The following is a 24,053-nucleotide window of genomic DNA, read 5'->3' as shown; positions in this document are numbered from 1 at the left end:
GTCGAGGTCCCGTCGAAGTCCCTCCGAAGTCCCGTTGAAGCGAGAGAGCCCGTCATGACCACCACCCCATCCCGCGCCGTCCGCCTGCCCGCCCGACTGCGCTCCCCAGGCCGCTGGGCGGTGCTGCCCGCCGCCGTGGTCGCCGGGGCCGCGCTCGGCGGCGGCTACGGGGCGCTGAAGACGCCCGAGTACGCGGCCACCAGCTACGTCATCGTCGTACCCGGCGAGAAGTCCGACCCGTCGGCGGCGCTCGGCTTCGCCCAGGCGTACGGGCGGGTCGCCACCGACATCGCGGTGACCGGCGACGCCCAGGTGTGGGCGGGCGTCACCGCCGCCACGCTCCGCGAGAGCGTGCGGGCGGAGACCTCCCCGGACGCGCCGATGATCTCGATCACCGCCCGGGCCGCGAAGCCCGCGCAGGCGGTGTCGATCGCCGACGGCGTGGCCCGCTCGCTCGTCGTCAACTCCTCTCACGTGGCGGGCAGTACGGGCGTGAAGGTGGTGCAGTTCTCCCGCGCGACCAAGCCGGTCGACCCGGTGTCGCCGTCCGCGCCGCTCTCCGCCCTGGTCGGCGCCTGCGCCGGCGGGCTGCTCGGCGGGCTCGCGCTGCTCGTCCGGCCGAAGCGGGCCGCCGGACGCGCCGAGGGCCGGCACTCCCGCCCGGCCGGGACCCCCGGGGCCACGGGCGCCGCGGTCCCCGCGCCCGCCGCCCACCAGCCGGAACCGGAGGCCGTGTGAGCACGCGAAGAGCGCTGCGGACCGAGATCTGCCGTGACACGGAGGGCTTCGGGCGGCTGGCGGCCGAGTGGACGGCGCTGTACGGGCGCTGCTCCTCCGCCACCCCCTTCCAGTCCCACTCCTGGCTGCACTCCTGGTGGCTCTCGTACGGGCGGCCCGGCGCCCTGCGGGTGGTGCTCGTACGGGACGGGGCCGGGGCGCTGGTGGCCGCGGCGCCGCTGATGCGGGCGCGCGGGCCACTGCCGGTGCTGACCCAGCTCGGCGGCGCCATCACCGACTTCACCGACGTCCTCCTCGACGACGAGCGGCCGGACGCGGCGGCCGTCCTGGCCGGGGCGATCGCCCGTACGGCGCGGGGCGCGGTCGTCGACCTGCGCGAGGTGCGGCCCGGCGCCGCCGCCGAACGGGTCTACGCCCAGTGGCGCGGCCCGCGCCGCCGGCTGCCGGACTCGCTCTGTCTGGAGCTGCCCGCCGTCCCCATGGAGGGCCTGCTCGAACGGATCCCCTCCGGGAAGGCCCAGCGGGTCCGCGCCAAGCTGCGCAAGCTCGACGCGCTCGGCATCGACGCGCACGTGGTGACCGGTCCCGACGTGCCCGCCGCCCTCGACCGGCTCCTGACCCTCCACCAGCTCCAGTGGCGGGGCCGCGGGGTGACCGCCGAGCACACCAGCGAGCGGTTCGCCCAGCACCTGGCGCGCGCGGTCCGGCCCATGGTGGAGCGCGGCGACGCGATGGTCACCGAGTTCCGGCTCGGCGGGGACGTGGTCGCCGCCGACCTCACCCTGATGTCCCCGCGCCTGGCCGGCGGCTATCTGTACGGGGCCGACCCGGTGCTGCGGGAGCGGAAGGTCGACGTCGCCGCGATGCTGCTGCGGCACGGGGCCCGGGAGACCAGCGCGGGCGGCCGGGCCACGCTGAGCATGCTGCGGGGCAGCGAGCCGTACAAGCACCACTGGCGTCCGGAGCCGGTCCGCAACCGGCGGCTGCTGCTCGCCGGCCGCGGTACGGCCCCGCTGCTGTGGCTCCACGCGGGCGCGGCCGACACCCGCCGGTGGGCGGCCCGGCAGGCGCGGGAGCGGGCCTGGGCCGGCCGGCTCCTCGCCCGCCTGCCCGGCCGCGCTCCCGCGCCCCGCGCCTGACGCCTCCCGTCAGAAGGGCCAGACGCCCGTCAGAGCCCCCTTCCAGTCGAGGTCGATCCCCAGCTCGTCCTTCCAGGTGGTGCCGGTGCTCGGCACACACACCGGCCCACCCAGCCAACTCTCCAGCCACGACCCGAGCTCGACCTTCCAACAGTCGGGCTTGGGTTCCGGCTTCGGTTCCGGCTTGGGCTCAGGCTTGGGCTCAGGCTTCGGTTCCGGCTTCGGCTCGGGCTTCGGTTCCGGCTTGGGCTCAGGCTTCGGTTCCGGCTTCGGTTCCGGCTTCGGTTCCGGCTTCGGTTCCGGCTTCGGCTCCGGCTTGGGCTCAGGCTTGGGCTCAGGCTTCGGTTCCGGCTTGGGCTCAGGCTTGGGCTCAGGCTTCGGTTCCGGCTTCGGTTCCGGCTTCGGTTCCGGCTTCGGCTCCGGCTTGGGCTCAGGCTTGGGCTCAGGCTTCGGTTCCGGCTTGGGCTCAGGCTTCGGTTCCGGCTTCGGCTCAGGCTTCGGCTCAGGCTTCGGCTCAGGCTTCGGCTCAGGCTTCGGTTCCGGCTTCGGCTCAGGCTTCGGCTCAGGCTTCGTCGGATCGACCGGATCCACCGGATCCACCGGTGCCGGCGGCTCCGTCCCGTACAGCATGTCCCGGAACACCTGGGACGACCGCGGGTTGCCGCTGCACTGCCAGACGCCGTGCGGGCAGTAGTCCGTGATCGTGTGGTACAGCGGTTTGTGCTCCCGGATCCACTCCAGCATGCGCCGGATGTACGTGGGGTTGTCGCCGTTCCGGAAGAGCCCCCATTCGGGATAGGAGATCTGCTTTCCGTGCTCGGCGGCGAATTCGACCTGCTTCCGCAGGCCGTACGGCTCGTTCACGTGCTGGTCGAAATCGGCGCCGCGCGGCTGGTCGTACGAGTCCATGCCGATGATGTCGACGACGTCGTCGCCGGGGTAGCACTCGGTCCACGGCACGGCGTCCCGGCCCCGGCTGGGGTTGAAGTCGAAGCGGAACTTCTGGCCGGGCACGGCCCGCATGGTCGTGACGATCCGGTTCCAGTACTTCTTCCAGGCCGTCGGGTCCGGTCCGCACCGGTGGGTGTACGTGGTGCCGTTCATCTCCCAGCCGAGGACGAGGATCGTGTCCGTGGCTCCGGCCGTGACGAGCCGGCGGGCGAGGGTGCGGAAGTGGTGGTCGTAGTAGCCCGCGGCGCCGAGCTGGAGCAGGCGGCGGACCTCCCGGTCGGAGACGCCGGCCTCGTTCCGTTCCAGCATGGGGACGTTGAGGACGAGCATCCGGTCCCGTTTGGCGTTGCGCCAGACGGACCAGGATTCGAGGAAGCCGGGCGGGCCCTCGATGTTGGACCAGAGGTCGCCGGGCAGGTACGTGTGGCCCACCCGGAGCTCGCGGCCGCCGAGCCAGCGCTCCAGCTGGCCGATCCGGGCGACCCCGCGCGCGCCCGAGTCGAGGAAGGCCCCCATGGCGCTGGTGGCGGGGAGAGTCGGACGGGGGTCCTCCGTCGTTAGGGAGGGGGAGGCGTGGGCGGGTGCCGACAGCACGACAGAACCTGAGGCGAGGAGGCCGGCGGTGATCACCCCCAGCCATGTCTTTCGTTTTCTCGGTGTTCCTCCGACAGGTTCCATGGCCGCTCCTTCACACGAACGCCATTTGATACTCAGTCAATCTGATGTTCTGAAAGTATTCCTAATGAGCCGACCGTGAACTCGGCTTCCCTCCGCTCCCTAGTCCATTAGTGGATTTCATCGCCCGCTTGGGGCACCGAGATGAAGGTGAATCCCGCCCGTGCCGCCTTTCGACACCCGCGTCCCCGCCGTCCTCGTACGGCTCGACCGGAACCCCTTCCACCACGGCACCCTGGGCGCCGCCCGCTCCCTGGGCCGGGTCGGCATCCCCGTCCACGCGGTCGTCGAGTCGGCGGACGGCCCGGTGGCCCGCTCGCGGTACGTGCGCTCGGCCCGGGCACGGCCCGGCTCCACGGCCTCCACCGAACTGGCCGGGCTGCTGCTGCGGATCGCCGGGGAGATCACCGACTCGCCGTCGGATCCGGTGCTCGCCGTCCCCCTGGACGACATCACCGCCCTCGCGCTCGCCCGCCGCCGCACCGAGCTCGCGGGACGGGTCCTGCTGCCCGAGCAGACCGAGGAACAGCTGCTGAAGGTCGCCGACAAGGCCGCGCTCGCCGCCACCTGCGCCGGCCTGGGCCTCCCCCACCCCCGTACCGAACTCCCCTCCGGCGCCGACGAGGCCGCCGCCATGGCCTGGTCGCTCGGGCTCCCGGTGGTCGCCAAGTGGAGCCGCCCCTGGCTGCTGCCCGCCGGCTCCGGGCTGCGCAGTACGACGATCCTCCGCTCGCTCGCCGAGGTCCGGGAGCTGTACGCGCGCACCCCGCAGGCCGGCAGCCGGCTGCTGCTCCAGGAACTGCTGCCGCCGGGCCGGGACCTCGACTGGTTCTTCCACGGGTACGCGGACACCGCCGGGCGCTGCGCCGCCGGGGCCACCGGCCGCAAGGAACGCTCCTGGCCGGACGGGGCCGGGCTCACCGCCGTCGGCCGCTGGACGCCCAACCCGGAGGTGGACCGGATCGCCCGCGGCCTCCTCGACGCGCTCGGCTACCGGGGCGTGTGCGACCTCGACTTCCGCCTCGACCGGGCCACCGGCGCGTACCACCTGCTCGACTTCAACCCGCGCCCCGGCGCCCAGTTCCGGCTCTTCGCCGACGCCGACGGGCTCGACGTGGTGCGGGCCCTCCACCTGGACCTCACCGGCCGGCCCGTGCCGCCGCACCTCCCCGCGTACGGGCGCCGCTTCGTCGTGGAGAACTACGCGGCGCTCTCCCTGCTCGCCTCCCCGCGCCGCCGGTACGCCCCCGAGCCGGGCACCGCCCGCGGGCCCGGCGAGCGCGCCTGGTTCGCCGCCGACGACCCGCTGCCCGCGCTCGTCATGGGCCGCGCCTGGCTCGCCCACCTGCTGCGCAAGGCCCTGGTGGCGGTCCGGCGGCGGCTCGCCGCCGGACCGCCCAGGCACCCGGCTGCCCTGCCGGGCCCCTCGGCCCCCGCCTCCTCCAGCAGGCTCACCCGGCTCATCCGGCGCTGAGGGCGGAAGGCGCGCGGACAGGGAACGGCCCCGGGGAGCGGGTGTGCTCCCCGGGGCCGGGTGGTGCCGGGTCCGCGTCAGGCGTTGACGCAGGTGTTGCCGAAGGCAGGGTTCAGCGCGCCGACGAGGTTGACGCTGTTGCCGCAGACGTTGATCGGCACGTGGATCGGGATCTGGACGACGTTCCCCGAGAGGACACCCGGCGAACCGATGGCAGCGCCCTGCGCGCCGGCGTCGGCGAAGGCGGGCGTGGCCGCCCCCATGGCCATGATGACTCCGGCGATGACGGCGGCGGCCTTCTTGCACTTCATCTCGTCTGGTTCCTTTCCGCGGCGGAGGATCGGCCCCCGCTGCACACAGGGACAACGACGACCTTCCTCGGAGGAAACCGGGAATTCCGCCCGGACACCGGCATTCACTCCGTTGCGCACACGACACAGGGCCGGAGGAAGGAATTTCCTCCGGCCCCGCGGAACGCCGCCGGATCAGCTGTTGCCGATGCCGTTCCCGGAGAGGACCGGGATGTCCTCCAGGATGTGCGACAGCGGCTCGTCGCCCTTGGCCTGCGTCGAGTTCTCCGCGCACTGCTGGTTCTGCGGGGAGGACAGGACGTTGATGTCCTGGGCCGTGATCGGCACGACGCCGACGATCGAACCGAGGTTGGCCTTGGCCGGGAGGCCGACGCAGAGCTTGTTCAGAGTGCCCTGGACGGCGGAGAACTGCGGGCTCATGTCACCGGCGGTCTTCATGTTGCCGAACGCCTGGTGGGCGCCGTTCCCGGAGAATGAGGTCGTGCCGCCGTCGTTGGCGATGGCCATAGCGGGGGCGGCGGCCGCGGCGGCGACGCCGACGGCCGAAGCGGTGACGGCCGCGGCCGTCATCATCTTCTTGATCACGAGTGAATCCGATCTGTTCCCACCAATCGACCTGATTGATGCGACCGGATCAACTGCGGTCGGGTGGGGAGGTTCCGGCGCTTCACCCGATCGACGGGGAACCACTGCGAGCGCTGCCGCGCGCGCTCCCCCATCGGGGTGACAGGGCGGAACCCGACGCTCCGAGGCCAGTTGATCAGGGGGCTCCCTGCACGGAGCCGGTTTCTATGAAGGGAACTACCGTGATCAAGAAGGTCATGGCCACCGCGGCCGCCGCCGCCTCGATCGTCGGCGCCACCGCCGCCGCGGCCACCCCCGCCCTCGCCATCGCCAATGACGGCGGCACCACCTCCAAGAGCGGCAACTTCGCCCACCAGGAATACGGCAACATGGCGACGCACGGGAAGATGAGCCCGCAGTTCGCGCTGATCCAGGGCTCCCTGAACAAGCCGTGTGTGGGCCTGCCGGCCAAGCTCAACGCCGGTTCGATCGTCGGCGTCGTGCCGGTCTCGGTCCAGGACATCAACGTCCTGTCCTCCCCGCAGAACCAGCAGTGCGTGGAGAACTCGACGCAGGCCAAGGGCGACGAGCCGCTGTCGCACCTCCTCAGCGACATCCCGATCCTCTCGGGCAACGGCGTCGGCAACAGCTGACGCACCGCCTCACCGGCGACGTCCCCGCGCCGAGGGGCCGCCCCGCCGGGCGGCCCCTTCCGCGTGTACGCGTACGGACTCCGCTAGCGCGGCCAGACGGGAGTGGACATCAGCCGCTCCCATTCCCGGTCCGGCAGCCCCGGGACCGTGCGGCCCGCCTGCGTCCACTGGGCCACCAGGGCGGAATAGACCGGGAATTGCGATCCGGTCCTGGACCGGTCGGCGGCCGGCGGCTCGCTCACATAACGGCTCTTCGGAATGAAGGCCATCCGTTCCCATTTCCCGGGGACACCGGAATCCGGCGGCGCCATCCTCGCTCCTTCCGCCCTTCCGCTGCTATTCCCGCATCATTACACAAGCCTCGCAACGGAGTGATTCGGGCACGGGATTCCGCGTCGCGCATCTGTGTGCGAGCGGCGTCGAAATACCGTGCGGGCATGAGATTCCCGCATCCGTGGCGGCTCCTGCTCGCTCCGGCGGCGCTTCTCGCGCTCGCCCCCGGAGCCCTCGCCTCCGCCCTCGGCGGCCCCTCCGAACTCCCCTACCCGGCACGGGGACTGAACCTGCTCGTCGTCGGCACGGACTCACGGGCCGGGATCACCGCCGACGAGAAGGAACGTTTCCGGCTGGGCGGTCAGGACTGCGACTGCGCGGACGTGGTGATGCTCGTGCACGTCTCCGCCGCGAACGACCGGGTCAGCGTGGTGTCGCTGCCCCGCGACTCGCTCGTCGAACTGCCCGGCCCGCACACCGACCGGCGGACCGGCAAGGTCCACGACGCCCACCTCGCGAAGCTCAACGCCGCCCACGCGGAAGGTGGTTCGTCCCTGTCCGTCGAGACCGTGGAGGCGGTGACCGGGCTGAGGGTGCACCGCTTCCTGGCCGTCGACTTCCGACGGTTCATGGACGCCGTCGACCAGGTCGACGGCGGCGTGCCGATCTGCACCGCGAAACCGCTGAAGGACCCCGCGACCGGACTCGACCTGGCGGTCGGCACCACGCGGGTGGACGGCGGCGGGGGGCTCCAGTACGTGCGCTCGCGGAAGGCCGACGGAGAGATGGACTTCGGCCGCATCCGCAAGCAGCACAAGTTCGTCGTCAACATGCTGGACCGGCTCCGGTCGGGCGGGATCCTCGACGACCCGGCGCGGCTGCGGGCCCTCGCCTCCACGCTGCGCGGGACGGCCGCCGCCGACCGGGGCGTCACGGCGGCCGAACTGCTCGTGCTCGCCACCCGCCTGAAAGAGGTCGGCCCCTCCCGTACCGAGTTCGCGACCGTGCCCGTACGGGGCTTCAACCCGCTCGTCGAGGGGGTCGGGTCCACGGTCGGCTGGGACGAGGAGGGTGCGGCGGAGGTCTTCGCCCGGCTCCGCGCGGACCGTCCGCTGCCGCCCGGGGACGCCGTCGCGCCCAGCACACTCTCGGTGGCCGACTACGAACCCGCCCGGGGATCTTCGCTCATCTGCCCGTAGGCCGTCCGGTGGACATGCCGGAACCTCCGCCCCTCCGACCAGTTGATCAGCACGGCTCGGCACTCAGCTCGGGTCAGTCATCCGAAAGGCCAGAACCATGAAGAAGCTCCTCGCGACCGCTGCGGTGGCTGTCTCGGTCGTCGGCGCGACGGCCGGGCAGGCGCTCGCGATCGCCGACGACGGTGGCACCACCTCGTTCTCCGGAAACGGCGCGCACCAGGAGTTCGGCAACATGTCGACCTACGGCGACATGAGCCCCCAGTTCGCGCTGGTCCAGGGCTCTCTCAACAAGCCCTGCATCGGTCTCCCGGCCAAGGTCAACGCCGGTTCGATCGTCGGCCTCGTCCCGATCACGGTCCAGGACATCAACGTCCTGTCCTCCCCGCAGAACCAGCAGTGCACGGAGAACTCGACCCAGGCCAAGGGCGACGAGCCGCTGTCGCACATCCTCAGCGACATCCCCGTGCTGTCCGGCAACGGCGCCGGCAACAGCTGAGCGACACCGCTCGGCGGCGGTTCGGCCCCGTCGTCCCTCTCCTGAGGGGCGACGGGGCCGTGCCCTTTCCGCTCCCCGTGCTCAGAGGCGGGCGCGGAGTTCGGCCGGGTCGGTGACCGGTGCGTCGCAGGTGAAGTGACGGCAGACGTACGCGGCGGCCGAGCCGGCCACCAGGGGGCGGTCGCGCAGGAGCGGGAACTCCTCGCTGTCGGGGGCTCCGGCGGCGAGGACCGCTCCGGGGGTGGTCGCCCTCAGGGCCGTACGGCGCAGCTCCTGGAAGACCGGGTCGGCGGTGTTGCCGACGACGGCGATCTCGCGGGGGCCGTCGAGCAGGGCCTCGGCGACGGCCAGGCCCCAGCCGATGAAGCGGGGGGCGCGCGGCCCGAGCGCCGCGACCACGCCGAGGGCTCCCTCGGCGGCGGCCCGGTGGGCCCCCGAGCCGGTGTGGGCCGCGTACGAGAGCAGTGCTCCGGCGGCGGCGGTCCAGCCGGAGGGGGCGGCGTTGTCGGTGGGGTCCTGGGGGCGCCGGATGAGGGCTTCGGCGTCGTGGGCCGTGTCGTACAGCGCCCCGTCCTCGGCGGTGAAGCGGTCGAGGACGTGGTCCAGGAGGATGCCGGCGAAGTCCAGCCAGGCGCCTTCGCCGGTGACGGCGGCGAGGGCGAGGAAGCCTTCGGCGACGTCGGCGTAGTCCTCCAGGACGCCCGCGTTGGCGCCGGCCCGCCCGTCCTTCGAGGTGCGGGTGAGCCGGCCGCCGTCGTCGAGGTGGAGGCGGACCAGGAGGTCGGCGGCCTCGGTGGCGCGCTCGACCAGGTCGGGCCGGTCGAAGAGGGCTCCGGTCTCGGCGAGGGCGGCGATGGCGAGCCCGTTCCAGGCGGCGACGACCTTGTCGTCCCGGCCGGGCCGCGCGCGTCGCTCGCGGGCGGCGTGCAGCCGGGTGCGGACGGAGGCGATCCGCCCGGCGTCGGCCGGGCCCGCCTCCTGCGGCAGCTGGAGGACCGAGGCACCGTGCTCGAAGGTGCCCTCCTCGGTGACGCCGTAGTGGGCGGCGGCGAGGGCCGCGTCCTCCGCGCCGAGGGCCTCCTCCAGCTGGGCGGGGGTCCAGACGTAGTAGGCGCCCTCGACGTGCTTGCCGGTCCCTCCCCCAAGGCCTTCGGCCAGGGGGTGCCCCCATCCGTCTTCGACGGCGGAGTCCGCGTCGAGGGCTGAGGCGAAGCCGCCCTCGGGGGTGCGCAGCTCGCGGACCATGAAGTCGGCGGTCTCCAGGGCGACCCGGCGGGCGAGTTCGCTGCCGGTGGCCTTCCACAGGTGGGCGTAGACGCGGCAGAGCAGCGCGTTGTCGTACAGCATCTTCTCGAAGTGGGGGACGATCCAGGCGCGGTCGACGGAGTAGCGGGCGAAGCCGCCGCCGAGCTGGTCGTAGATGCCGCCGCGGGCCATCGCCTCGCAGGTGTCGGCGGCCATCTGGAGGGCGCCCTCGGAGCCCGTACGGGCGTGGTGGCGGAGCAGGAACTCCAGGACCATCGACGGCGGGAACTTGGGGGCACCGCCGAAGCCGCCGCGGGTGGCGTCGTACTCGCGGGTGAGCCCGAGGAGCGCGGCGGCCAGTTCCTCCTCGCCGGGCAGCCCGTCGCCGGCGAGGGCGAGGGAGCGGCTCGCGAGGTCCTTCACGATCCGGTCCGCGACCTCGTCGACCTCGCCGCGGCGGTCGGCCCAGGCGGCCCGGACGCCGTCGAGGACCTCGGGGAAGGACGGCATGCCGTGGCGGGGCTCCGGCGGGAAGTAGGTGCCGAAGTAGAAGGGGGCCGCGTCGGGGGTGAGGAAGACGGTCATGGGCCAGCCGCCCTGGCCGGTGGCGGCCTGGACGGCCTCCATGTAGACGGCGTCGACGTCGGGCCGCTCCTCGCGGTCGACCTTGACGGCGACGAAGTGCTCGTTGACCAGCGCGGCGACGGCCTCGTCCTCGAAGGACTCGTGGGCCATGACGTGGCACCAATGACACGCAGAGTAACCGACCGACAACAGAACGGGTACATCGCGCCGTTTCGCTTCCTCGAACGCCTCCGGCCCCCACGGCCACCAGTCGACCGGATTGTCAGCGTGCTGAAGCAGATAAGGCGAGGTCACACCAGCTAGCCGGTTCATGCGACCAGCCTCTCACGCTGCCCTGCCCTTGCGGCCCGGCCCGCAGTCCTCTGCCCCCGCTTGGCTCATTTACTCTCATGTGCCATCACGTGGTGGACACGGATCGCCCCATTTGCACCCGGATCGCCCTTGTGGACGCCGGGGCTTCTGGCGCCGGACCTGACGAGCGTCCCCGGAGGAGGTACACCATGTCCGCCGAAATGGTGGCGCCCGCGTGGATGCATTCGCAGATCAGCGCGGAACAGTACGACTCCTGGTCCGAGGAGCAGTGCGCCGGCATCGAGATCGTGGACGGCATGGTCGTCGTGACCCCGAGCGCCTCCAAGCGGCACAGCCGGCTGGCGCGGATCCTGGCCAATGCCCTGGAGGCGGCCGCGGGCCCGGACTGGAACGCGGACACGGACTTCGACGTCCGCTTGCAGGACGTTCCGCTCACCAACCGCCGTCCGGACGTCATCGTCTACCGGGCGGACACCATCGACCTCACACCTACCCGTCCCAAGCACGTGCTATTGGTGGTCGAGGTCGTGTCGCCCGGTTCGGAGACCACTGACCGGGTCGTGAAGGTGGACCAGTACGCCAAGGCCGGCATCCCCTTCTACTGGCGGGTCGAGCAGACCACCACCGGGGTCCCGATCGTCTACAGCTACGTTCTCGATCCCGCCACCAGGACCTATCGGGACGGCGAGGCGTTCACCGGCACGGTGAAGGCCACCGCGCCCTTCCCTGTCACGGTCGATCTTGGGGCCCTGTAAGCAACGAGGAAGCCCTACCTCCGCACGCAGCCCGTCCGTGACGAGGTCCAGAAGCCGCGCGACGGTCAGCTGTCCGAGGTCAGCAGAACACCCTCGTAGGCGAGCCACTGGGCGTGGGCGTGCAGACCGCGGCGGAGAGACGTGGCCGGTGTCCAGCCGGGCGGGCGGGCGCCGTTCGGTGGAGCTGCAGGTCCGGACGTGGCGGTGGGGTCCCCGTGTACGGGCACGGGGCGGACGGCCTCGTGAACGGCCTGCGCCAGTTCGGCGGTCGTGCACGGCTTCTCGGGCGCCACGACGAAGTCGCGCCGCCGGGGCCGGGTGCGCAGGACGGTCTCGATGGCGTCGGCGAGGTCGTGGACGTACAACGGGTACCTCTCGGTGGCCGGGGCGCCCTCGACCGTGACGGGCAGGCTGCGCAGGGCGTCCCATACCAGGCGGCCGATCGGGGTGTGGTGCGGGCAGCCGGGGCCGTACAGCTCACCGATGTACAGAACGTTTGGCGCGGGCTCTCCCGCCCAGCTGATCGTCACCCGCGGCCGGTCGGGGTCCTCAAGCCTGGTGAGGTCGATCTCTGCCTCGACGGCCACGCCCCGGTCCGCGAGCCTCCGCAGGAGGTGTTCGCCGAGCGGGGTCGTCTCCTGGCGCGGCATGCGGGTGCGGCGGCCCGTGCCCGGGGTGCGGTGCTCTGCGGCGGCCTCGCGCCCGGATCGGAGTGCCCGTCGCGCCAGCGCGGCGAGGGGAGCGCGGCGGCGTGCCAGGTGCTCCTCCGTGGAGTCGTTGCTGATGCCGCCGGTTCCGATGGTCGCGAGGGCTTCTTCGTACGCCCGCGTGCCGGCGGGCGGGCCGGCGGGGAGTCCGGCGCGGGCCGCCTCGAAGCCCATCGCGAGGGCGGTGAGCCAGGTGCCGCGCTCGTCAGACTCGGCGCGGCGCGGCCCGGGTGGGCGGAGCAGTGATTCCGGGAGTCCGGCTCCGACGAGGTACTGGTCGGCGTCGAGGTGGAGGCGCCGTTCGGGGCCGGGACCGGGGAGGCGTACGGCGACCTGGGCGACACCGTGCTTGAAGAAGGGGACGACGGGCAGGTTGGTGAGGGCGGGGGCTTCGGAGGTGACGGGGTCGTGCGGCAGGAAGCAGACGGAGCGGCGCGGCCCTCGGAAGGCGTTCCCGGAGATCGAGCCGCGGTCCTGGTGCTCGGCGAGGTTCGGCACGGCGACGTACCGGGGCACACCCTCGGCCCTCAGGTAGCGGTGCATCAGGATGTCGTCGGGCCAGCCCCCGAGCCGTTCACGGCCGTACGTGACGAAGCCCTCGGCGACCCGGCGCGGGAGCACGATCGCCACGCAGGGGAAGTACTCGTTGACGGCACCGACCCAGCGGGCACCGGCCATCGCGCCGAACCGTACGGCCGCGCCGTTGCGGGAGTCCCAGAGCGCGAAGAGGGCGAGGGCGGCGTCGGGGCGTTCCTCGATGGCGGCACGGACCCGGTCGAAGAAGGATTCGGACAACACCATGTCGTCCTGGACCACCAGTTGATGCGTGGCCCCGTCCTCGATCGCCGACCAGGCGGCGAGCGCGGTGCGCAGCACCGACGGAGTGCCTGTGGGGTCGGGGTCCATGACGACCCGCAGCAGGCCGGACGGCGCGCTCAGAGACAGTTTTTCCGCCGCCTCGCGGCGCCGGGGATGGGTCATGACGACCGCGCTGAGCCGTTGCCGCGCCATGCGTTCTCCTTCGCTCGCGGGCCGCCCGGCCCCCGGTGAGGGAGGCCCGGGGTCCGTGCCGACCAGCCGGATCCGGACAGTACGGAGCGCCCAGGCGGCCCGCAAGAGTGCCGAAATGGCCCCCTGGCAGGGGGACGACGGATCCGAGGATGCTGGAGCCCGACACCCGGTAGAGCCGAGTGCCGCGTGCTTCTTCGATGCCGGAAAGAGGCCTCCATGCCCGGATTACCCCGCCCCGCCGTCACCTCCGCGCCCGCCGAGGAGACCGTACGGTCGCGCCTCGACAAGCTGCGCGACGCCCGGATCGTCGTGACCGGCGGCGGCGGTCTCGTCGGCAGCCGGCTGGTCGCGCTGCTCCTCGACGCCGGCGCGGCGGTCACCGTACTGGACCGCATGGACGCCTATCCGGAGTCCGGTCACGAGACGTTCGGGGTGGCGCGGGGCGGGGCCCGGCTGGTCGTGGGCGACGTCCGGGACGCCGACACCGTCGGCGCGCTGCTCGGCGAGGCCGACTACGTGGTCCACGCCGCCGCGTACGCGGATGTCGCCGCCTGCACGCGCCGCCCGGACATCGCGTTCCGCGCCAACGTCGAGGGCACGCAGATCGTCCTGGAGCAGGCGACCCGCCACCCGGTGCGCCGCCTCGTACTGGTCTCCTCCGCCTCGGTGTACGGGGACGGGGCGCCGGGCATCGAGGGGCCCCAGGTGTTCCACGAGGACCAGCCGCTGTTCCCGATGTCGGTGTACGCCAACGCGAAGCTGTGGGCGGAGCACCAGACGCGGCTGATGCTGGGCGCGTCCAGCGGAACCGAGTACGCGGTGGTGCGCTACTTCTCCGTGTACGGCGAGCCGCAGATCCCCAAGCCCGGCAGCCACTCCTGGATGGTTCCCTGGCTCTCGCTCCAGGCACGGCTCGGCCGGCCGATGCGGCTCAACGGCGGCGGGGTCCAGGTCCGCGACCTCGTCCACGTCGACGACATCGCCGAGGCCACCGCGCTCGCGCTGATCGAGGAGCAGATGGCCGAGCAGACCGTCAACATCGGCACCGGCCGTCCCACGTCGGTCCGCGAGGTCGCCGATCTGATCGCCCCGTACTTCCCCGGTGCCCGACGGATCGTCACTCCTCGCCCCGAGGGCGACCCTCTGGGCGGGTACGCCTCCACCGAGCGCTCCCGCGACCTGCTGCGCTGGCGGGCCCGCATCCCGGTCGAGGAGGGCGTTGACCGGTACGTACGGTGGCTGCTCGCGACGCCGGACGCCACGCCGCGCTGGCTGGCCGAGGAGCACGACCAGGCGGCCGGGGCGTGACACGCTGCGCCGCGAGAGGCCCGAGGGGCACGGACGGCGGCGAAGGCGGTACGCGCGCGATGGCATACACCGGTTCCTACATCTGGTCGCTGCGACAGCGGGTCGGCCCGCGCAAGCTGCTCGTGCCCGGCGCGCAGGTGCTGCTGCTCGACGAGGCCGGGCGGGGGCTGTTCCAGCAGCGGGTGGACACCGGGGTCTGGGAGCTGCCGGCCGGGTCCTGTGAGGAGGACGGCGACTTCGCCGACGCGGCCGTCCGGGAACTGGCCGAGGAGACGGGGCTCCGGGTGGAGCGGGAGGATCTGGAGGCGTTCGCCTCGCTGTCCGATCCGGGTGTGCACACGCTGACGTACCCGAACGGGGACGTGACGCACTGCTTCGCGCTCTGCTTCGTCGCCCGGCGCTGGTCCGGGGCGCTCGCGCCGGGCGCCGACGAGGTGCGGCGGGCCCGGTTCCTGCCGCTGGACGCGCCGCCCCGGCCGCTGCACCCGCCGACTGCCGTGGTGCTGTCCTTGTTCGAGCGGTTCCGTACGGAGGGAAGGTTCCAGGCACGGTGAACCCGACACATGGCATACGGGCGGCGGTGCCCTGCCGGGCGTGCCTGTCCGGTGAGGATCTGGACTGGCTCGGCGGCGGCCGTTCGGTGAGCCTGGCGCTCGGCCTGATGACGACTGTGGAGGTCGTCCCGGACGCGGAGCGCGGCGCGGCAGGGTCCGTGCCGCCGGCGGCCGAGGGCTGGCAGCGGGAGGTGTGGGCGTTCTTGCGGGAGCGGCTGCCGCATCTCGCCGCCCGCCCGCCGGCGGTGACCGTACGCAGCGAGGCTCCGGAGGCCAGCGGCCTGTCCTCGTCGACGGCGCGGATCGTGGCCCTTTTCCGGGCGTACACGCGGGCGGCGCACGAGCGGCCGCTCACGGACGAGACGCTGACGCAGTGGGCGTACGAGTTCGAGTTCGCCGTCTTCCGCGGAGGCGGCATGGACCACCGGGCGGTCGTGGAGGGCGGGGCACTGCTCCTCGACGGCCGAGAGCGCGGGCTTCCCGTCGTACGGGACCGGCTGGAGTTCCCGGCGGAGTGGCGGGTCCTCGTGGTGGACTCCGGGACGCGGAAGGACACCGGGCATCACATCCGGGACGTGCGGGGGCGGCTCGCGGCGGGTGACCCCGCGCTGGCGGCGTACCGGGCCGAGGCCGACGAGGCGTCGGGGCGGGTGTGGGAGGCGCTGCTCGGCCGGGACCTGGAGGCGCTCGGGGCGGCGATGACCGCCGCCCACGTGGCCATGCGGGACCACCAGCGGATGTCGACGCCGGTCCTGGAGGAACTGAGGGAGGCCGCGCTGCGCTCCGCCGGTCTGCCACTGAAGCTCAGCGGGGCCGGCGGAGGCGGTGCGCTGGTCGGCGTCTGCCCGACGGCGGAGGTGACCGCGACCGTGGCGCGGCTCTCTCGGAGCCTGCGTGTCTCCCATCCGGCGGCCAGGGTCGTTCCCACGTCAGCCGCGCCCGGCGCCCGGCGGGAGCCGGTGGCCGGGGGTCAGAGGAAGGGGTCGTAGTCCTCGGCGAGCGGGAGGGCGCCGGTTCCCTCGGCGATGCGCTCCAGCTCCAGGTTGGAGCGGTGGCGCGCGCAGTGGAACCGGCAGTCCCGGCTCGGGTCGACGATGCCGCGGTCGGACTTCTCCCAGATGGTGGCGAGGTCGTCGGTGACGGCATCACCGATCCGGGCGAGCGGGTTGCCCCGATGGTAGGCGCAGACGTACACCCCGGACGGGGTGATGAGGGTGCGGAGTTCGGCGACCCGGCAGCGGTCGTACTCCTTGGGCTGGACGGGGCCCACGTGGCCGCGCAGGGAGGTGAGGGTGGAGGAGTTGACCAGCTGGAAGCGGTCGCTCTCCAGCCGGGCGGCCTCGGCGAGCTGTGCGTCGACGGAGTCCAGCATCGCGCGGGGCACCTGCACGATGTGGTGGTCGTCGTCGAACATCGCCTTGGTCTCGAAGTAGTCGCAGCCGATGTCGTGGGCGAGCTCGGCGGCCCGCAGCACCTCGTGGTGGTTGGTGACGGTGGCGCCGTCGGGCTCCTGACGGGACATCACGAGGAAGGAGTAGCCGAGGGCTCCCTTCTTCTCGGCGGCCAGCAGCCGCATGTTCTCGATCACCTTGTCGAAGACGCTGCGGCCCTTGCGGTCGGGGCGGAACCGGCCGTACGTCTCGGCGGTGCCCGCGTCGACGGAGACACGGACCCAGGAGGCGTACCGGGCGAGCTCGGCGAGGTTCTGCCTGATCATCGTGCCGTTGGTGACGACTCCGACGGCCAGGCCCGCTTCGCCGAGGATGCGTAAGACCCTGCGCGTGCCGCGATGGGCGAGGGGTTCCCCGCCGCCGATGAGGACGACGCCGCGTACGGAGAGGGTGACGAGTTCCTCGGCGAGCTCGGCCAGGCGCTCGGGCGTGAAGCGGCCCTGGTTGAGGAGCTTGCCGCTGATGCACTCGGGGCAGGCCAGGTCGCAGAAGGTGGTCGGGTCGAGGTCGACGACGAGCGGGGCGCGGGAGGGCGAGCCGGAGGCGGCCTGGAGGATCCGGGGCCAGCCGGAGGGCTGGTACAGCTTGGAGACGAGGTCGAGGCGGTCGTGCGTCACGAGGCGCTCCTGAGATGTCGTGGACATGAGTGGTGGAGGCCGTGCCCCTTCGTCGGGTCACGGCCGTTCGGGCCGGGCATGGTCAGCCCTTGACCGCGCCGGTGGCGAGACCGGCGGCGATCTTGCGCTGGACGGCGAGGAAGAAGACGACCACGGGCAGGGCGGTGAGCGTGGCGCCCGCCATCAGTCCGCCGTAGTCGGTGCCGAAGCTGGTCTGGAAGGAGACCAGCCAGATGCTGAGGGTCTGCCTCTCCGGGGTGGAGAGCAGGACGTAGACGAGGACGTACTCGTTCCATGCCTGGACCATCGCGAAGACGGAGGCGGCGACGAGGCCGGGGGCGAGGAGCGGCAGGACGACGCGGACGAAGGCGCCGAGCCGGCCGCAGCCGTCGACCATGGCGGCCTCTTCGAGCTCGACCGGGATCGCGGTGATGAAGCCACGCAGCATCCAGACGGTGAAGGGGAGGGTGAAGGCGAGGTAGACGAGGATGACGCCGCCGAGGCTGTCGGTGAGCCCCGCCTCGTTGAGGAGGAGGTACACGGGGATGACGAGGGCGGCGAGCGGGATCATCTGCACGGTGAGGATGACCAGGACGAACGCCTTGCGGCCGGCGAAGCGGAAGCGGGCCAGGGCGAAGGCGGCGAGAGTGCCGACGACGAGGGAGACGAGGACGGTGCCGAGGCCGATGACGGCGCTGGACCGGACGTTGGCCCAGAAGGTCTCGGTGCCCATCGCACGGCGGAAGTTGCCCAGGGTGGGGCTGCTCGGCCAGAACTCGGGCGGCAGGCTGAGGATCTCGCTGGCCGGGCGGAAGGCGGTGAGGACCATCCAGTAGACGGGGAAGCCGACGGCGGCGGCGACCAGGAGTCCGAGGACGTCGTACCTCCACCGCGGTGTGCGGCGGGGCCTCCGCCGTGTCGGTGGAGCCGTACCGCGCGACCGGCTCATCCGACCTCCCCCGTCCGCAGCATCTGCCTCAGGTACACCACGGCCCCGGCGAGGAGGAGCAGGACGGTGACGACGGCGATCGCCGCGCCGGTGCTGTAGCGGTTGACGGCGAAGGACTCGGTGAAGGAGTAGACACCGAGGAGGTAGTACTCGCGTTCGGGCTGGCCGCCGCGCATCAGCCAGATCTGGTTGAAGACGCCGAAGTCCCAGATCGCCATGAGGGTGGTGACCATCACGAACACCGCCCTGATGCCGGGGAACGTGACATGGCGGAAGACCTGCGAGGGGCGTGCTCCGTCGATGCGGGCGGCCTCCTCCAGTTCCGGCGGGATCTGGGCGAGCGCCGCGCGCAGGGTGATGGCGGCGAACGGCAGCGAGCCCCACACCACGACGGCGGCGATGACGGCGAATCCCTGCCAGGGGTCGGTGAACCAGTTGTGCCGGGCGAGGTCGATCCCGGGCAGGGTGGACAGCAGCCAGTTGACGACGCCGTAGTCCGCGTCGAAGAGCCAGCGGAAGACGGCCGCGGCGACCATGACGGGCATCGCCCAGACGGCGACCAGTACGCCGGCGAGGACGGCCCGCACCCAGGGGGACGTGCGGCGCAGCAGCAGGGCGACGAGCAGCCCGAGGACCATGGTGAACAGGACGCAGACGGCGGTGAAGAGGGCCGTGCGGGCCACCACCTGCCAGAAGAACGGGTCGCCGAGGATGGTCCGGAACTGGTGGAGGCCGGCCCAGGGCGGGGCGGTGCCGCTGAACAGCTCCTTGCGGGTCATGTCCTGGAACGAGAGGGTCACCATGTCGACCAGGGGATAGCCGAGGACGGCGACGAGGGTGAGCAGCGCGGGCGCGATCAGCACAAGGGGCAGCAGGGACCTCGGCCGTCGCCCTCGTACGCCCCGGCCGCCGCCGGCCCTCGCGGACGGTTCAGCGCTCATTGATCACGGCGTCGATCCTGCGGTCCGCCTCGCGCGCCGCGTCCTCGACGGATGCCTTGCCGGTGGCGATCCGTTCCAGCATCTCGGGGAGGATGTTGGACTTCTCGACGGAGGTCCAGCCGGGGGCGAGGGGGGTGACCCAGCCGCGGGTGGCGGCCTGGGCGGCCGGTCCGTTGATGCCTCCGGCGGCGACGTCGGCGAGCTGGACGGTGTTGTTGGGGAGGGTGTTGGCGGCGATGAGCTGCCGCTGGGACTCCCGGTCCGTGAAGAGCCGGATCCAGTCGGCCGCGAGGTCCTGGCGGGGTGATTTGGCGGGGACGGCGAGGGTGGATCCGCCGAGGAACGGTGGGAGGAGCTGCCCGGAGGGCCCGGGGAAGGCGAAGGTGGCGAACTTCCCCTTGAGGCGGGGGTCACCGCCGGACCGGGCGTCGGCGGCGGCCTCGGCCTCCCAGGTGTTGCCGTAGAAGACGCCGACCTTGCCCTGGCCGACGACGGCCGGCTGGTCGCCGTTGTCCTTGGCGCGGTCGCCGACGTAGTAGTCGTCCAGGAGCTTCTTCCAGGCGGTGAGCCCGGCGACGGACTTCGGCGACGAGAGAGCGCCGTGCCAGCGGCCGTCCTGCTCGACGGCCATCTCCCCGCCGGTGTCCTTCACGAAGCCCATGGCCGCGTACCAGTACCGGCCGGGCATGTAGAAGGCGGAGAACCCCGGGTCCTTCGCTCCGTACCGCTTCTTCAGCCGGTCGAGGACAGTGACCAGCTCGGGGTAGGTGCGGGGGGCGGTGGTGAGCCCGGCGTCGGCGAAGAGGTCGGTGCGGTAGACACCGACGCGCGCTCCCGCGTAGTAGGGCACGCAGTAGGTCCGGCCGTTCAGGCGGCAGGCGTCGGCGAGGGCGGGCAGCCACTCGGCGGACCGGTCGAAGCTCGCCGGGTCGAGGGGGGCGAAGGCGTCGTTGACGAGGTAGTTGGTGGTCTCGCTGTTGCCCATCTCGACGACGTCCGGGACGTTCCGGCCGGCGAGGACGGCGTCGAGCTTCTGGTTCTTCGTCGTCCACTGCTGGTACTGGACGTCGACCGTCACCCCCGGGTGCTGTTTCGCGAACCGGGCGTTGGCGGAGGCGACCAGCTCCGGCCAGCTCTCCCGGGCGTCCACCGTCAGCCACACCGTCAGCCGGTCGCCCCGCCCGCCGTCCGGCGCGTCCCGGTCGCCTCCGCCCGACCCGCAGCCCGCCACCGCGGCCAGCAGGACTGTTCCCAGGAGCGCGGTACGGCGGGACGGACGCGGTGCCATGGATTCCTCCGTGCGGATTCGGCGGTGACCTACGGGGCTTCGGCGACGGTGTTCTCCCTACCCCGCCGCCCCCGCGTCTCCGCCGCGCCACGGAGTTTCGGCCGGAAGTCGGCGGGGCGCGTCCCACGGACGGCCGAGCGCTCCCCGGCTGAGCTGTGGAGATGCCGTTCGGCCTGAGAGGGGGCGGGGTCATGGTCAGGCCAGCCTGACCCGAACAGCACGGTGTGTGGCGTGGTGACTCTTGACGGTGACCACCCGGTGCCCGCACGTTGGCCCCTGCGGCACTCCACGTCCCCCATCGAAGGGCTTGTACGTGACCGAGCAGAGGACGACCACCGCGAACCCCTCCGACTCCCCCGCCCCGCCCCCCGCCGAGCAGCGGCCGGTACGGGTCAACGCGTGGAACGGCTGGGATCCGCTGCGGCATGTGATCGTCGGCCGGGCCGAGGGCACGGTGGTGCAGGCGCCCGAGCACGCGGTGCGCCGGGACTACCCCGACGACGGATTCCCGCTGGGCACGTACGGCCCCATGCCGGCGGACATGGTGGCCGAGGCGGACCAGCAGCTCGACGACTTCGCGGACATGCTGCGGCGGCGCGGCATCCGGGTGGACCGGCCCACGCCGGTCGACTTCACCAAGGAGGTGTCCACGCCGGAGTGGACCCACGAGTCCATGTTCGGCTGCATGCCGCCCCGGGACCTGCTGCTGACCGTCGGCAACGAGGTCCTCGAAGCGACCATGTCGTACCGCAGCCGCTGGTTCGAGTACCTCTGTTATCGGCCCGTGCTCCAGGACCTCTTCGACGCCGACCCCCGGATGCGCTGGGAGGCCGCACCGAAGCCGCGCCTCACGGACGCCTCGTACAACAAGGGGTTCTGGGACACGTACAACGAACTGCCCACCGAGACGCAGCTCGCCCGGGTCCGTGACTACGACCTGGTGCTGACGGAGGCGGAGCCGCTGTTCGACGCGGCGGACGTGGCACGGTTCGGCAAGGACCTGTTCGTGCAGCTGTCGTTCGTCACCAACAGGAGCGGGTACGACTGGCTGCGGCGCCACTTCCCCGACCACCGGGTGCACGCGGTCACCTCGACCAACACGCATCCGCTGCACATCGACGCCACATGGGTGCCGCTGCGGCCCGGTCTCGTGCTGCACTGCGGGGAGCGGCTCGCGGACGCGGAACTGATGGAGTTCTTCAAGCTGAACGACTGGGAGATCGTCGAGGCGGTGCAGCCGGCGAGCTGGGACCATCCGCCGAAGCTGTCCTTCTGCAGTCCGTGGCTCGCCGGGAACATGCTGAACCTGGACGCGAACACGCTGTGCGTCGAGGAGAACGAGGTGCGGCTCGCCGAGCAGCTCTCCTCGTACGGCTTCGAGATCGTGCCGGTGCCGTTCCGCGCGGTCGGCCCGTTCGGCGGCGGGCTGCACTGCGCGACGGTCGACATCGAGCGGGACGGCGTCCTGGAGGACTACTTCCCGCGCCGGTACGGGCGGTTCTAGGAGGTCTCACGGTGGTGCCGGACGGGATCGGCGCGGTCGTCCTGGACTTCTACGGGACGCTCGTACGGATGGTGGAGCCGCTCCCTCCGGACCACCGGGACGTCTTCGCCCGCCGGGGCCTTGCGGCCCAGGGCGAGCTCTGGGGCGACCAGTGGTCGGTGGGGCCGGCCGAGGGCGAGGAGCACGCGGCGCAATCGGTGGACGAGACGACGTACGTGGCGTGGGAACGCGACCGGCTGCGGCGCCGTGCGCGGGGCTGCGGGGTGCCGGAGGAGGCTCTGGACGGTCTTGTCGACGAGTTGGACCGGGCGATGAAGGCGGTCCGGCTCGCGCTCTTCGCGGACGTACGGGAGTCGCTCGCGGCGCTGCGGCGGCGCGGGCTGCTCGTCGGGGTGTGCTCCAACTGGTACTGGGACCTGGAGGACCGCCTCGCCGAGGTGGGGCTCGGTGGGGCGGTGGACCTGGTCGTGGGCTCCGCCCAGGCTGGGGCGCGCAAGCCGCATCCGCTGATCTACCAGGCCGTGCTCGACCGGTGCGGACTGCCACCGGAGCGGGTGCTGTTCGTCGGGGACATGTGGGTGCCCGACGTGCTGGGCCCGCTGGCGGCGGGGATGCGGGCGGTGCACCTGTGGCGTCCGGACCGCGCGGTGGAGGGTGTCGCGCCGCCCCTGCCGGCGGGGGCGGCGCGGATCGCCGGGCTGCCCGAGCTCATCGGGCCCGGTGGCGCAGCCGGTCGATGAGGTTGCGGGTGACACGGACGACGGCCGGGTCCTGTTCGTGGCCGCAGACGACGGGCCAGTCGGTGGTACCAGCGGTGAAGACCGTTCCGCCGGAGGGACCGGGGAAGGTGTGGAGGCCCATCGTGGCGGCGTGGGGGCTGGTGATGTGCGGCTCACGCACGACGGTGTTCCAGTGTCCCCACTTGGGGTGGTGGAAATCCTCGTGCACCGGTTCGAGGACGTGGATACCGAGGATGAGGAAGGATTCCGGGGTGCCGTCCTCGCCGGTGGGGCGGGCGATTCCGTTCTCGTCGTAGGAGTAGGCGGCGCCGTCGCATTCGTAGCCGATGAGGGGTGTTCCCGCGCCGAGCCGGTCGGGGGTGCCGCCGTCGCTTCCGTCGCGCAGTCCCGTGCCTTCGTAGATCCAGTGGTCGGCGTGCTGCACGGTGTATCCGTGACGGGGCCGGTCGCCAGGCCATCCGCCGGCCGCCGGCCACATTCCACCGTTGCGGAAACTCACTCCGGTGAGGGAGTTCTCGGGTTTCCCGACACCGCCGGGCGCGGGGGTCCACCATTGGTCGGTGGCGGGAAGGTGGGGATATTCCTCGCCGACGTGGTGGTCGGTGTCGGAGACTAACGCGGTGTTCCCGTCGGTCGGATGGACACGCCACCAGCAGGTGTTGGCGCTGAGGAAGGCGATGTTCCCGCCGTCGCGGACGAACGCTTCGGCGTGGGTACGCATCCGCCCGCTCCAGTATTCGTCGTGGCCGACGCTGAGGAGGAGGTCGTAGGAGTCGAGGAGGCCGGGGTCCTCGTGGAGGTCGAGGTCGGTGGCGTACTCGACGGGGTAGCCGTGGCGCTCCAGCCAGCCGATGAAGGGGGCGTCCCAGTAGGCGAGGTCGATCACTCCGCCCGGCCTGTGCATCGACACCTTGTGGCCTGCGGGTTCACCGGCCGTGGCGGGGCGGTGGACCGGGTGGTCGTAGAGGCTGACGGCGCGTTCGAGACCTGGCCGGTCGGAGCGGTTGTAGGCGTGCCGGGTGAAGGTGGACTTCTTGTAGAGGATGCGGGAGTGGCTGCCGGGGACTCGTGGCCGTACGACGAAGAACTCGCGGGCATGCCCTTCGAGGTGCTCCAGGTCGAGCGGCGGTGGATTCTCCTCCCCATCCGGTTCCCTGCATTCCATGAATTCGACGAGATGGATCCCCTGGGTCCACTCCTCGGGTACCGGGAGCGTCAGCGGGGGCCAGTTCCAGTCGTCGGACGGGGAGACCCGCCCCGGTAACCCGTCGGGATGGGCGGGGGCCGCGTGGAAGGCTCCTGGATGTTCCCCGGATTCCCCCACGGGGACGAGATCGGCGCCGAGCCGGTAGAAACGGAGCCGGAATCGTGGGGCATCGGTCGAGATGTGCAGGGTCAACTCGCCACCCATGGTGACGCTTTCCTTTCCCACATATCCTTCGATCATGCCGGTCATGTTAGGAAGCGGCCCGTTCGAGCGACAACGGTGCCTCCAACCGGCCATCCGGACCCGTTTTTCAGCCAGGGGGCGACTGCTTCGTATTTCGGTCCGCTCGACTGGGTAGGGCGGAACCCGTCACAGCGAACACGACCGGCCACCGATCGGTGAGGGG

Annotated in this window: 22 protein-coding genes and 1 pseudogene; 12 read left to right on the top strand and 11 right to left on the bottom strand. The window is 72.1% G+C overall.

What is annotated here, in order from left to right:
• Nucleotides 1-54: 54 nt before the first annotated feature.
• Together QK442_RS29515 and QK442_RS29510 are read left to right on the top strand one after the other, a co-directional pair.
• A complete protein-coding gene (locus tag QK442_RS29515; protein WP_282697140.1) occupies nucleotides 55-738 on the top strand; it encodes a lipopolysaccharide biosynthesis protein in 684 nt (227 codons plus the stop codon).
• Complete coding sequence (locus QK442_RS29510; protein ID WP_282697139.1) at nucleotides 735-1,877, top strand: GNAT family N-acetyltransferase; 1,143 nt, start codon at nucleotides 735-737, stop codon at nucleotides 1,875-1,877. The genes QK442_RS29515 and QK442_RS29510 overlap by 4 nt, the downstream gene beginning before the upstream one ends.
• A gap of 600 nt (nucleotides 1,878-2,477) precedes the next feature.
• On the opposite strand, the pseudogene QK442_RS29505 reads toward QK442_RS29510, so the two are convergent.
• Nucleotides 2,478-3,506: pseudogene (locus QK442_RS29505) on the bottom strand (glycosyl hydrolase); the annotation flags it as partial.
• Between the two features lie 160 nt (nucleotides 3,507-3,666).
• On the opposite strand from QK442_RS29505, the gene QK442_RS29500 reads away from it, so the two are divergent.
• Nucleotides 3,667-4,977 carry an ATP-grasp domain-containing protein gene (locus QK442_RS29500; RefSeq protein ID WP_282697138.1) on the top strand — a complete coding sequence of 437 codons (1,311 nt, stop codon included), beginning with the start codon at nucleotides 3,667-3,669 and terminating at the stop codon, nucleotides 4,975-4,977.
• A gap of 77 nt (nucleotides 4,978-5,054) precedes the next feature.
• On the opposite strand, the gene QK442_RS29495 is transcribed toward QK442_RS29500, so the two are convergent.
• Together QK442_RS29495 and QK442_RS29490 are read right to left on the bottom strand one after the other, a co-directional pair.
• Nucleotides 5,055-5,288 carry a chaplin gene (locus tag QK442_RS29495; RefSeq protein ID WP_282697137.1) on the bottom strand — a complete coding sequence of 78 codons (234 nt, stop codon included), beginning with the start codon at nucleotides 5,286-5,288 and terminating at the stop codon, nucleotides 5,055-5,057.
• 174 nt (nucleotides 5,289-5,462) lie between these two features.
• Nucleotides 5,463-5,873 carry a rodlin gene (locus QK442_RS29490; RefSeq protein WP_282697136.1) on the bottom strand — a complete coding sequence of 137 codons (411 nt, stop codon included), beginning with the start codon at nucleotides 5,871-5,873 and terminating at the stop codon, nucleotides 5,463-5,465.
• A gap of 221 nt (nucleotides 5,874-6,094) precedes the next feature.
• Here QK442_RS29490 and QK442_RS29485 point away from each other — a divergent pair, with 221 nt between their 5' ends.
• On the top strand, nucleotides 6,095-6,505 hold the full coding sequence (locus tag QK442_RS29485) for a rodlin (protein WP_282697156.1): 411 nt from the start codon (nucleotides 6,095-6,097) through the stop codon (nucleotides 6,503-6,505).
• An 83-nt stretch (nucleotides 6,506-6,588) separates the two neighbouring features.
• Here the strand turns inward: QK442_RS29485 and QK442_RS29480 are convergent, their stop codons facing one another.
• A complete protein-coding gene (locus tag QK442_RS29480; RefSeq protein WP_282697135.1) occupies nucleotides 6,589-6,816 on the bottom strand; it encodes a hypothetical protein in 228 nt (75 codons plus the stop codon).
• Between the two features lie 126 nt (nucleotides 6,817-6,942).
• Between QK442_RS29480 and QK442_RS29475 the strand changes: the two genes are divergently transcribed.
• A complete protein-coding gene (locus tag QK442_RS29475) occupies nucleotides 6,943-7,977 on the top strand; it encodes an LCP family protein (RefSeq protein WP_282697134.1) in 1,035 nt (344 codons plus the stop codon).
• Nucleotides 7,978-8,074: 97 nt separating this feature from the next.
• The gene (locus QK442_RS29470) at nucleotides 8,075-8,473 is read left to right on the top strand and encodes a rodlin (RefSeq protein WP_282697133.1); all 399 of its coding nucleotides are present in this window, start codon (nucleotides 8,075-8,077) and stop codon (nucleotides 8,471-8,473) included.
• An 81-nt stretch (nucleotides 8,474-8,554) separates the two neighbouring features.
• Here the strand turns inward: QK442_RS29470 and QK442_RS29465 are convergent, their stop codons facing one another.
• Nucleotides 8,555-10,615, bottom strand: a complete 2,061-nt coding sequence (locus QK442_RS29465) for a thioredoxin domain-containing protein (RefSeq protein WP_282697132.1) — start codon at nucleotides 10,613-10,615, stop codon at nucleotides 8,555-8,557.
• 188 nt (nucleotides 10,616-10,803) lie between these two features.
• On the opposite strand from QK442_RS29465, the gene QK442_RS29460 reads away from it, so the two are divergent.
• Nucleotides 10,804-11,370: a Uma2 family endonuclease gene (locus tag QK442_RS29460; protein WP_282697131.1), complete on the top strand. Its 567-nt coding sequence runs from the start codon at nucleotides 10,804-10,806 to the stop codon at nucleotides 11,368-11,370.
• Nucleotides 11,371-11,435: 65 nt separating this feature from the next.
• Here the strand turns inward: QK442_RS29460 and QK442_RS29455 are convergent, their stop codons facing one another.
• Nucleotides 11,436-13,088, bottom strand: coding sequence for a hypothetical protein (locus QK442_RS29455; RefSeq protein ID WP_282697130.1), 1,653 nt, complete (start codon nucleotides 13,086-13,088; stop codon nucleotides 11,436-11,438).
• Nucleotides 13,089-13,304: 216 nt separating this feature from the next.
• On the opposite strand from QK442_RS29455, the gene QK442_RS29450 reads away from it, so the two are divergent.
• The 3 genes from QK442_RS29450 to QK442_RS29440 are packed head-to-tail and all read left to right on the top strand — an operon-like array spanning nucleotide 13,305 to nucleotide 15,939.
• Entirely contained in the window at nucleotides 13,305-14,396 is a 1,092-nt protein-coding gene (locus tag QK442_RS29450; RefSeq protein WP_282697129.1) for an NAD-dependent epimerase/dehydratase family protein, read from the top strand.
• Between the two features lie 59 nt (nucleotides 14,397-14,455).
• Nucleotides 14,456-14,950, top strand: a complete 495-nt coding sequence (locus QK442_RS29445) for an NUDIX domain-containing protein (RefSeq protein ID WP_282697128.1) — start codon at nucleotides 14,456-14,458, stop codon at nucleotides 14,948-14,950.
• Nucleotides 14,947-15,939 carry a galactokinase gene (locus QK442_RS29440; protein WP_282697127.1) on the top strand — a complete coding sequence of 331 codons (993 nt, stop codon included), beginning with the start codon at nucleotides 14,947-14,949 and terminating at the stop codon, nucleotides 15,937-15,939. The genes QK442_RS29445 and QK442_RS29440 overlap by 4 nt, the downstream gene beginning before the upstream one ends.
• On the opposite strand, the gene QK442_RS29435 is transcribed toward QK442_RS29440, so the two are convergent.
• The 4 genes from QK442_RS29435 to QK442_RS29420 form a co-directional block, all read right to left on the bottom strand.
• Nucleotides 15,921-17,018: a radical SAM protein gene (locus QK442_RS29435; RefSeq protein ID WP_282697126.1), complete on the bottom strand. Its 1,098-nt coding sequence runs from the start codon at nucleotides 17,016-17,018 to the stop codon at nucleotides 15,921-15,923. The genes QK442_RS29440 and QK442_RS29435 overlap by 19 nt on opposite strands.
• A gap of 82 nt (nucleotides 17,019-17,100) precedes the next feature.
• The gene (locus QK442_RS29430) at nucleotides 17,101-17,967 is read right to left on the bottom strand and encodes a carbohydrate ABC transporter permease (RefSeq protein WP_282697125.1); all 867 of its coding nucleotides are present in this window, start codon (nucleotides 17,965-17,967) and stop codon (nucleotides 17,101-17,103) included.
• Complete coding sequence (locus QK442_RS29425; protein WP_282697124.1) at nucleotides 17,964-18,830, bottom strand: sugar ABC transporter permease; 867 nt, start codon at nucleotides 18,828-18,830, stop codon at nucleotides 17,964-17,966. The genes QK442_RS29430 and QK442_RS29425 overlap by 4 nt, the downstream gene beginning before the upstream one ends.
• Before the next feature lie 67 nt (nucleotides 18,831-18,897).
• Nucleotides 18,898-20,196 (bottom strand): extracellular solute-binding protein, encoded by a 1,299-nt coding sequence (locus tag QK442_RS29420; RefSeq protein ID WP_282697123.1) that lies wholly within the window; start codon nucleotides 20,194-20,196, stop codon nucleotides 18,898-18,900.
• A 313-nt stretch (nucleotides 20,197-20,509) separates the two neighbouring features.
• Here QK442_RS29420 and QK442_RS29415 point away from each other — a divergent pair, with 313 nt between their 5' ends.
• Nucleotides 20,510-21,700, top strand: coding sequence for a serine/threonine protein kinase (locus QK442_RS29415; protein ID WP_282697122.1), 1,191 nt, complete (start codon nucleotides 20,510-20,512; stop codon nucleotides 21,698-21,700).
• 14 nt (nucleotides 21,701-21,714) lie between these two features.
• Entirely contained in the window at nucleotides 21,715-22,440 is a 726-nt protein-coding gene (locus QK442_RS29410) for an HAD family hydrolase (RefSeq protein WP_282697121.1), read from the top strand.
• Here the strand turns inward: QK442_RS29410 and QK442_RS29405 are convergent.
• A complete protein-coding gene (locus tag QK442_RS29405) occupies nucleotides 22,409-23,851 on the bottom strand; it encodes a N,N-dimethylformamidase beta subunit family domain-containing protein (RefSeq protein ID WP_282697120.1) in 1,443 nt (480 codons plus the stop codon). The genes QK442_RS29410 and QK442_RS29405 overlap by 32 nt on opposite strands.
• Between the last annotated feature and the right edge of the window lie 202 nt (nucleotides 23,852-24,053).

The sequence above is a fragment of the Streptomyces sp. CC208A genome (assembly GCF_030010625.1).
Classification (GTDB): domain Bacteria; phylum Actinomycetota; class Actinomycetes; order Streptomycetales; family Streptomycetaceae; genus Streptomyces.
Note: the sequence above shows the minus strand (reverse complement) of the source record. Positions and strands in the feature narration are given on the sequence as shown.

Bases quoted from the DNA above. Each gene is read 5' to 3' on its own strand.
- QK442_RS29480 (WP_282697135.1), bottom strand. From the start codon at position 6,816: ATGGCGCCGCCGGATTCCGGTGTCCCCGGGAAATGGGAACGGATGGCC.
- QK442_RS29430 (WP_282697125.1), bottom strand. From the start codon at position 17,967: ATGAGCCGGTCGCGCGGTACGGCTCCACCGACACGGCGGAGGCCCCGC.
- QK442_RS29470 (WP_282697133.1), top strand. From the start codon at position 8,075: ATGAAGAAGCTCCTCGCGACCGCTGCGGTGGCTGTCTCGGTCGTCGGC.
- QK442_RS29450 (WP_282697129.1), top strand. From the start codon at position 13,305: ATGCCCGGATTACCCCGCCCCGCCGTCACCTCCGCGCCCGCCGAGGAG.
- QK442_RS29420 (WP_282697123.1), bottom strand. From the start codon at position 20,196: ATGGCACCGCGTCCGTCCCGCCGTACCGCGCTCCTGGGAACAGTCCTG.
- QK442_RS29405 (WP_282697120.1), bottom strand. From the start codon at position 23,851: ATGGGTGGCGAGTTGACCCTGCACATCTCGACCGATGCCCCACGATTC.
- QK442_RS29455 (WP_282697130.1), bottom strand. From the start codon at position 13,088: ATGGCGCGGCAACGGCTCAGCGCGGTCGTCATGACCCATCCCCGGCGC.
- QK442_RS29495 (WP_282697137.1), bottom strand. From the start codon at position 5,288: ATGAAGTGCAAGAAGGCCGCCGCCGTCATCGCCGGAGTCATCATGGCC.
- QK442_RS29475 (WP_282697134.1), top strand. From the start codon at position 6,943: ATGAGATTCCCGCATCCGTGGCGGCTCCTGCTCGCTCCGGCGGCGCTT.
- QK442_RS29465 (WP_282697132.1), bottom strand. From the start codon at position 10,615: ATGAACCGGCTAGCTGGTGTGACCTCGCCTTATCTGCTTCAGCACGCT.
- QK442_RS29515 (WP_282697140.1), top strand. From the start codon at position 55: ATGACCACCACCCCATCCCGCGCCGTCCGCCTGCCCGCCCGACTGCGC.
- QK442_RS29460 (WP_282697131.1), top strand. From the start codon at position 10,804: ATGTCCGCCGAAATGGTGGCGCCCGCGTGGATGCATTCGCAGATCAGC.
- QK442_RS29445 (WP_282697128.1), top strand. From the start codon at position 14,456: ATGGCATACACCGGTTCCTACATCTGGTCGCTGCGACAGCGGGTCGGC.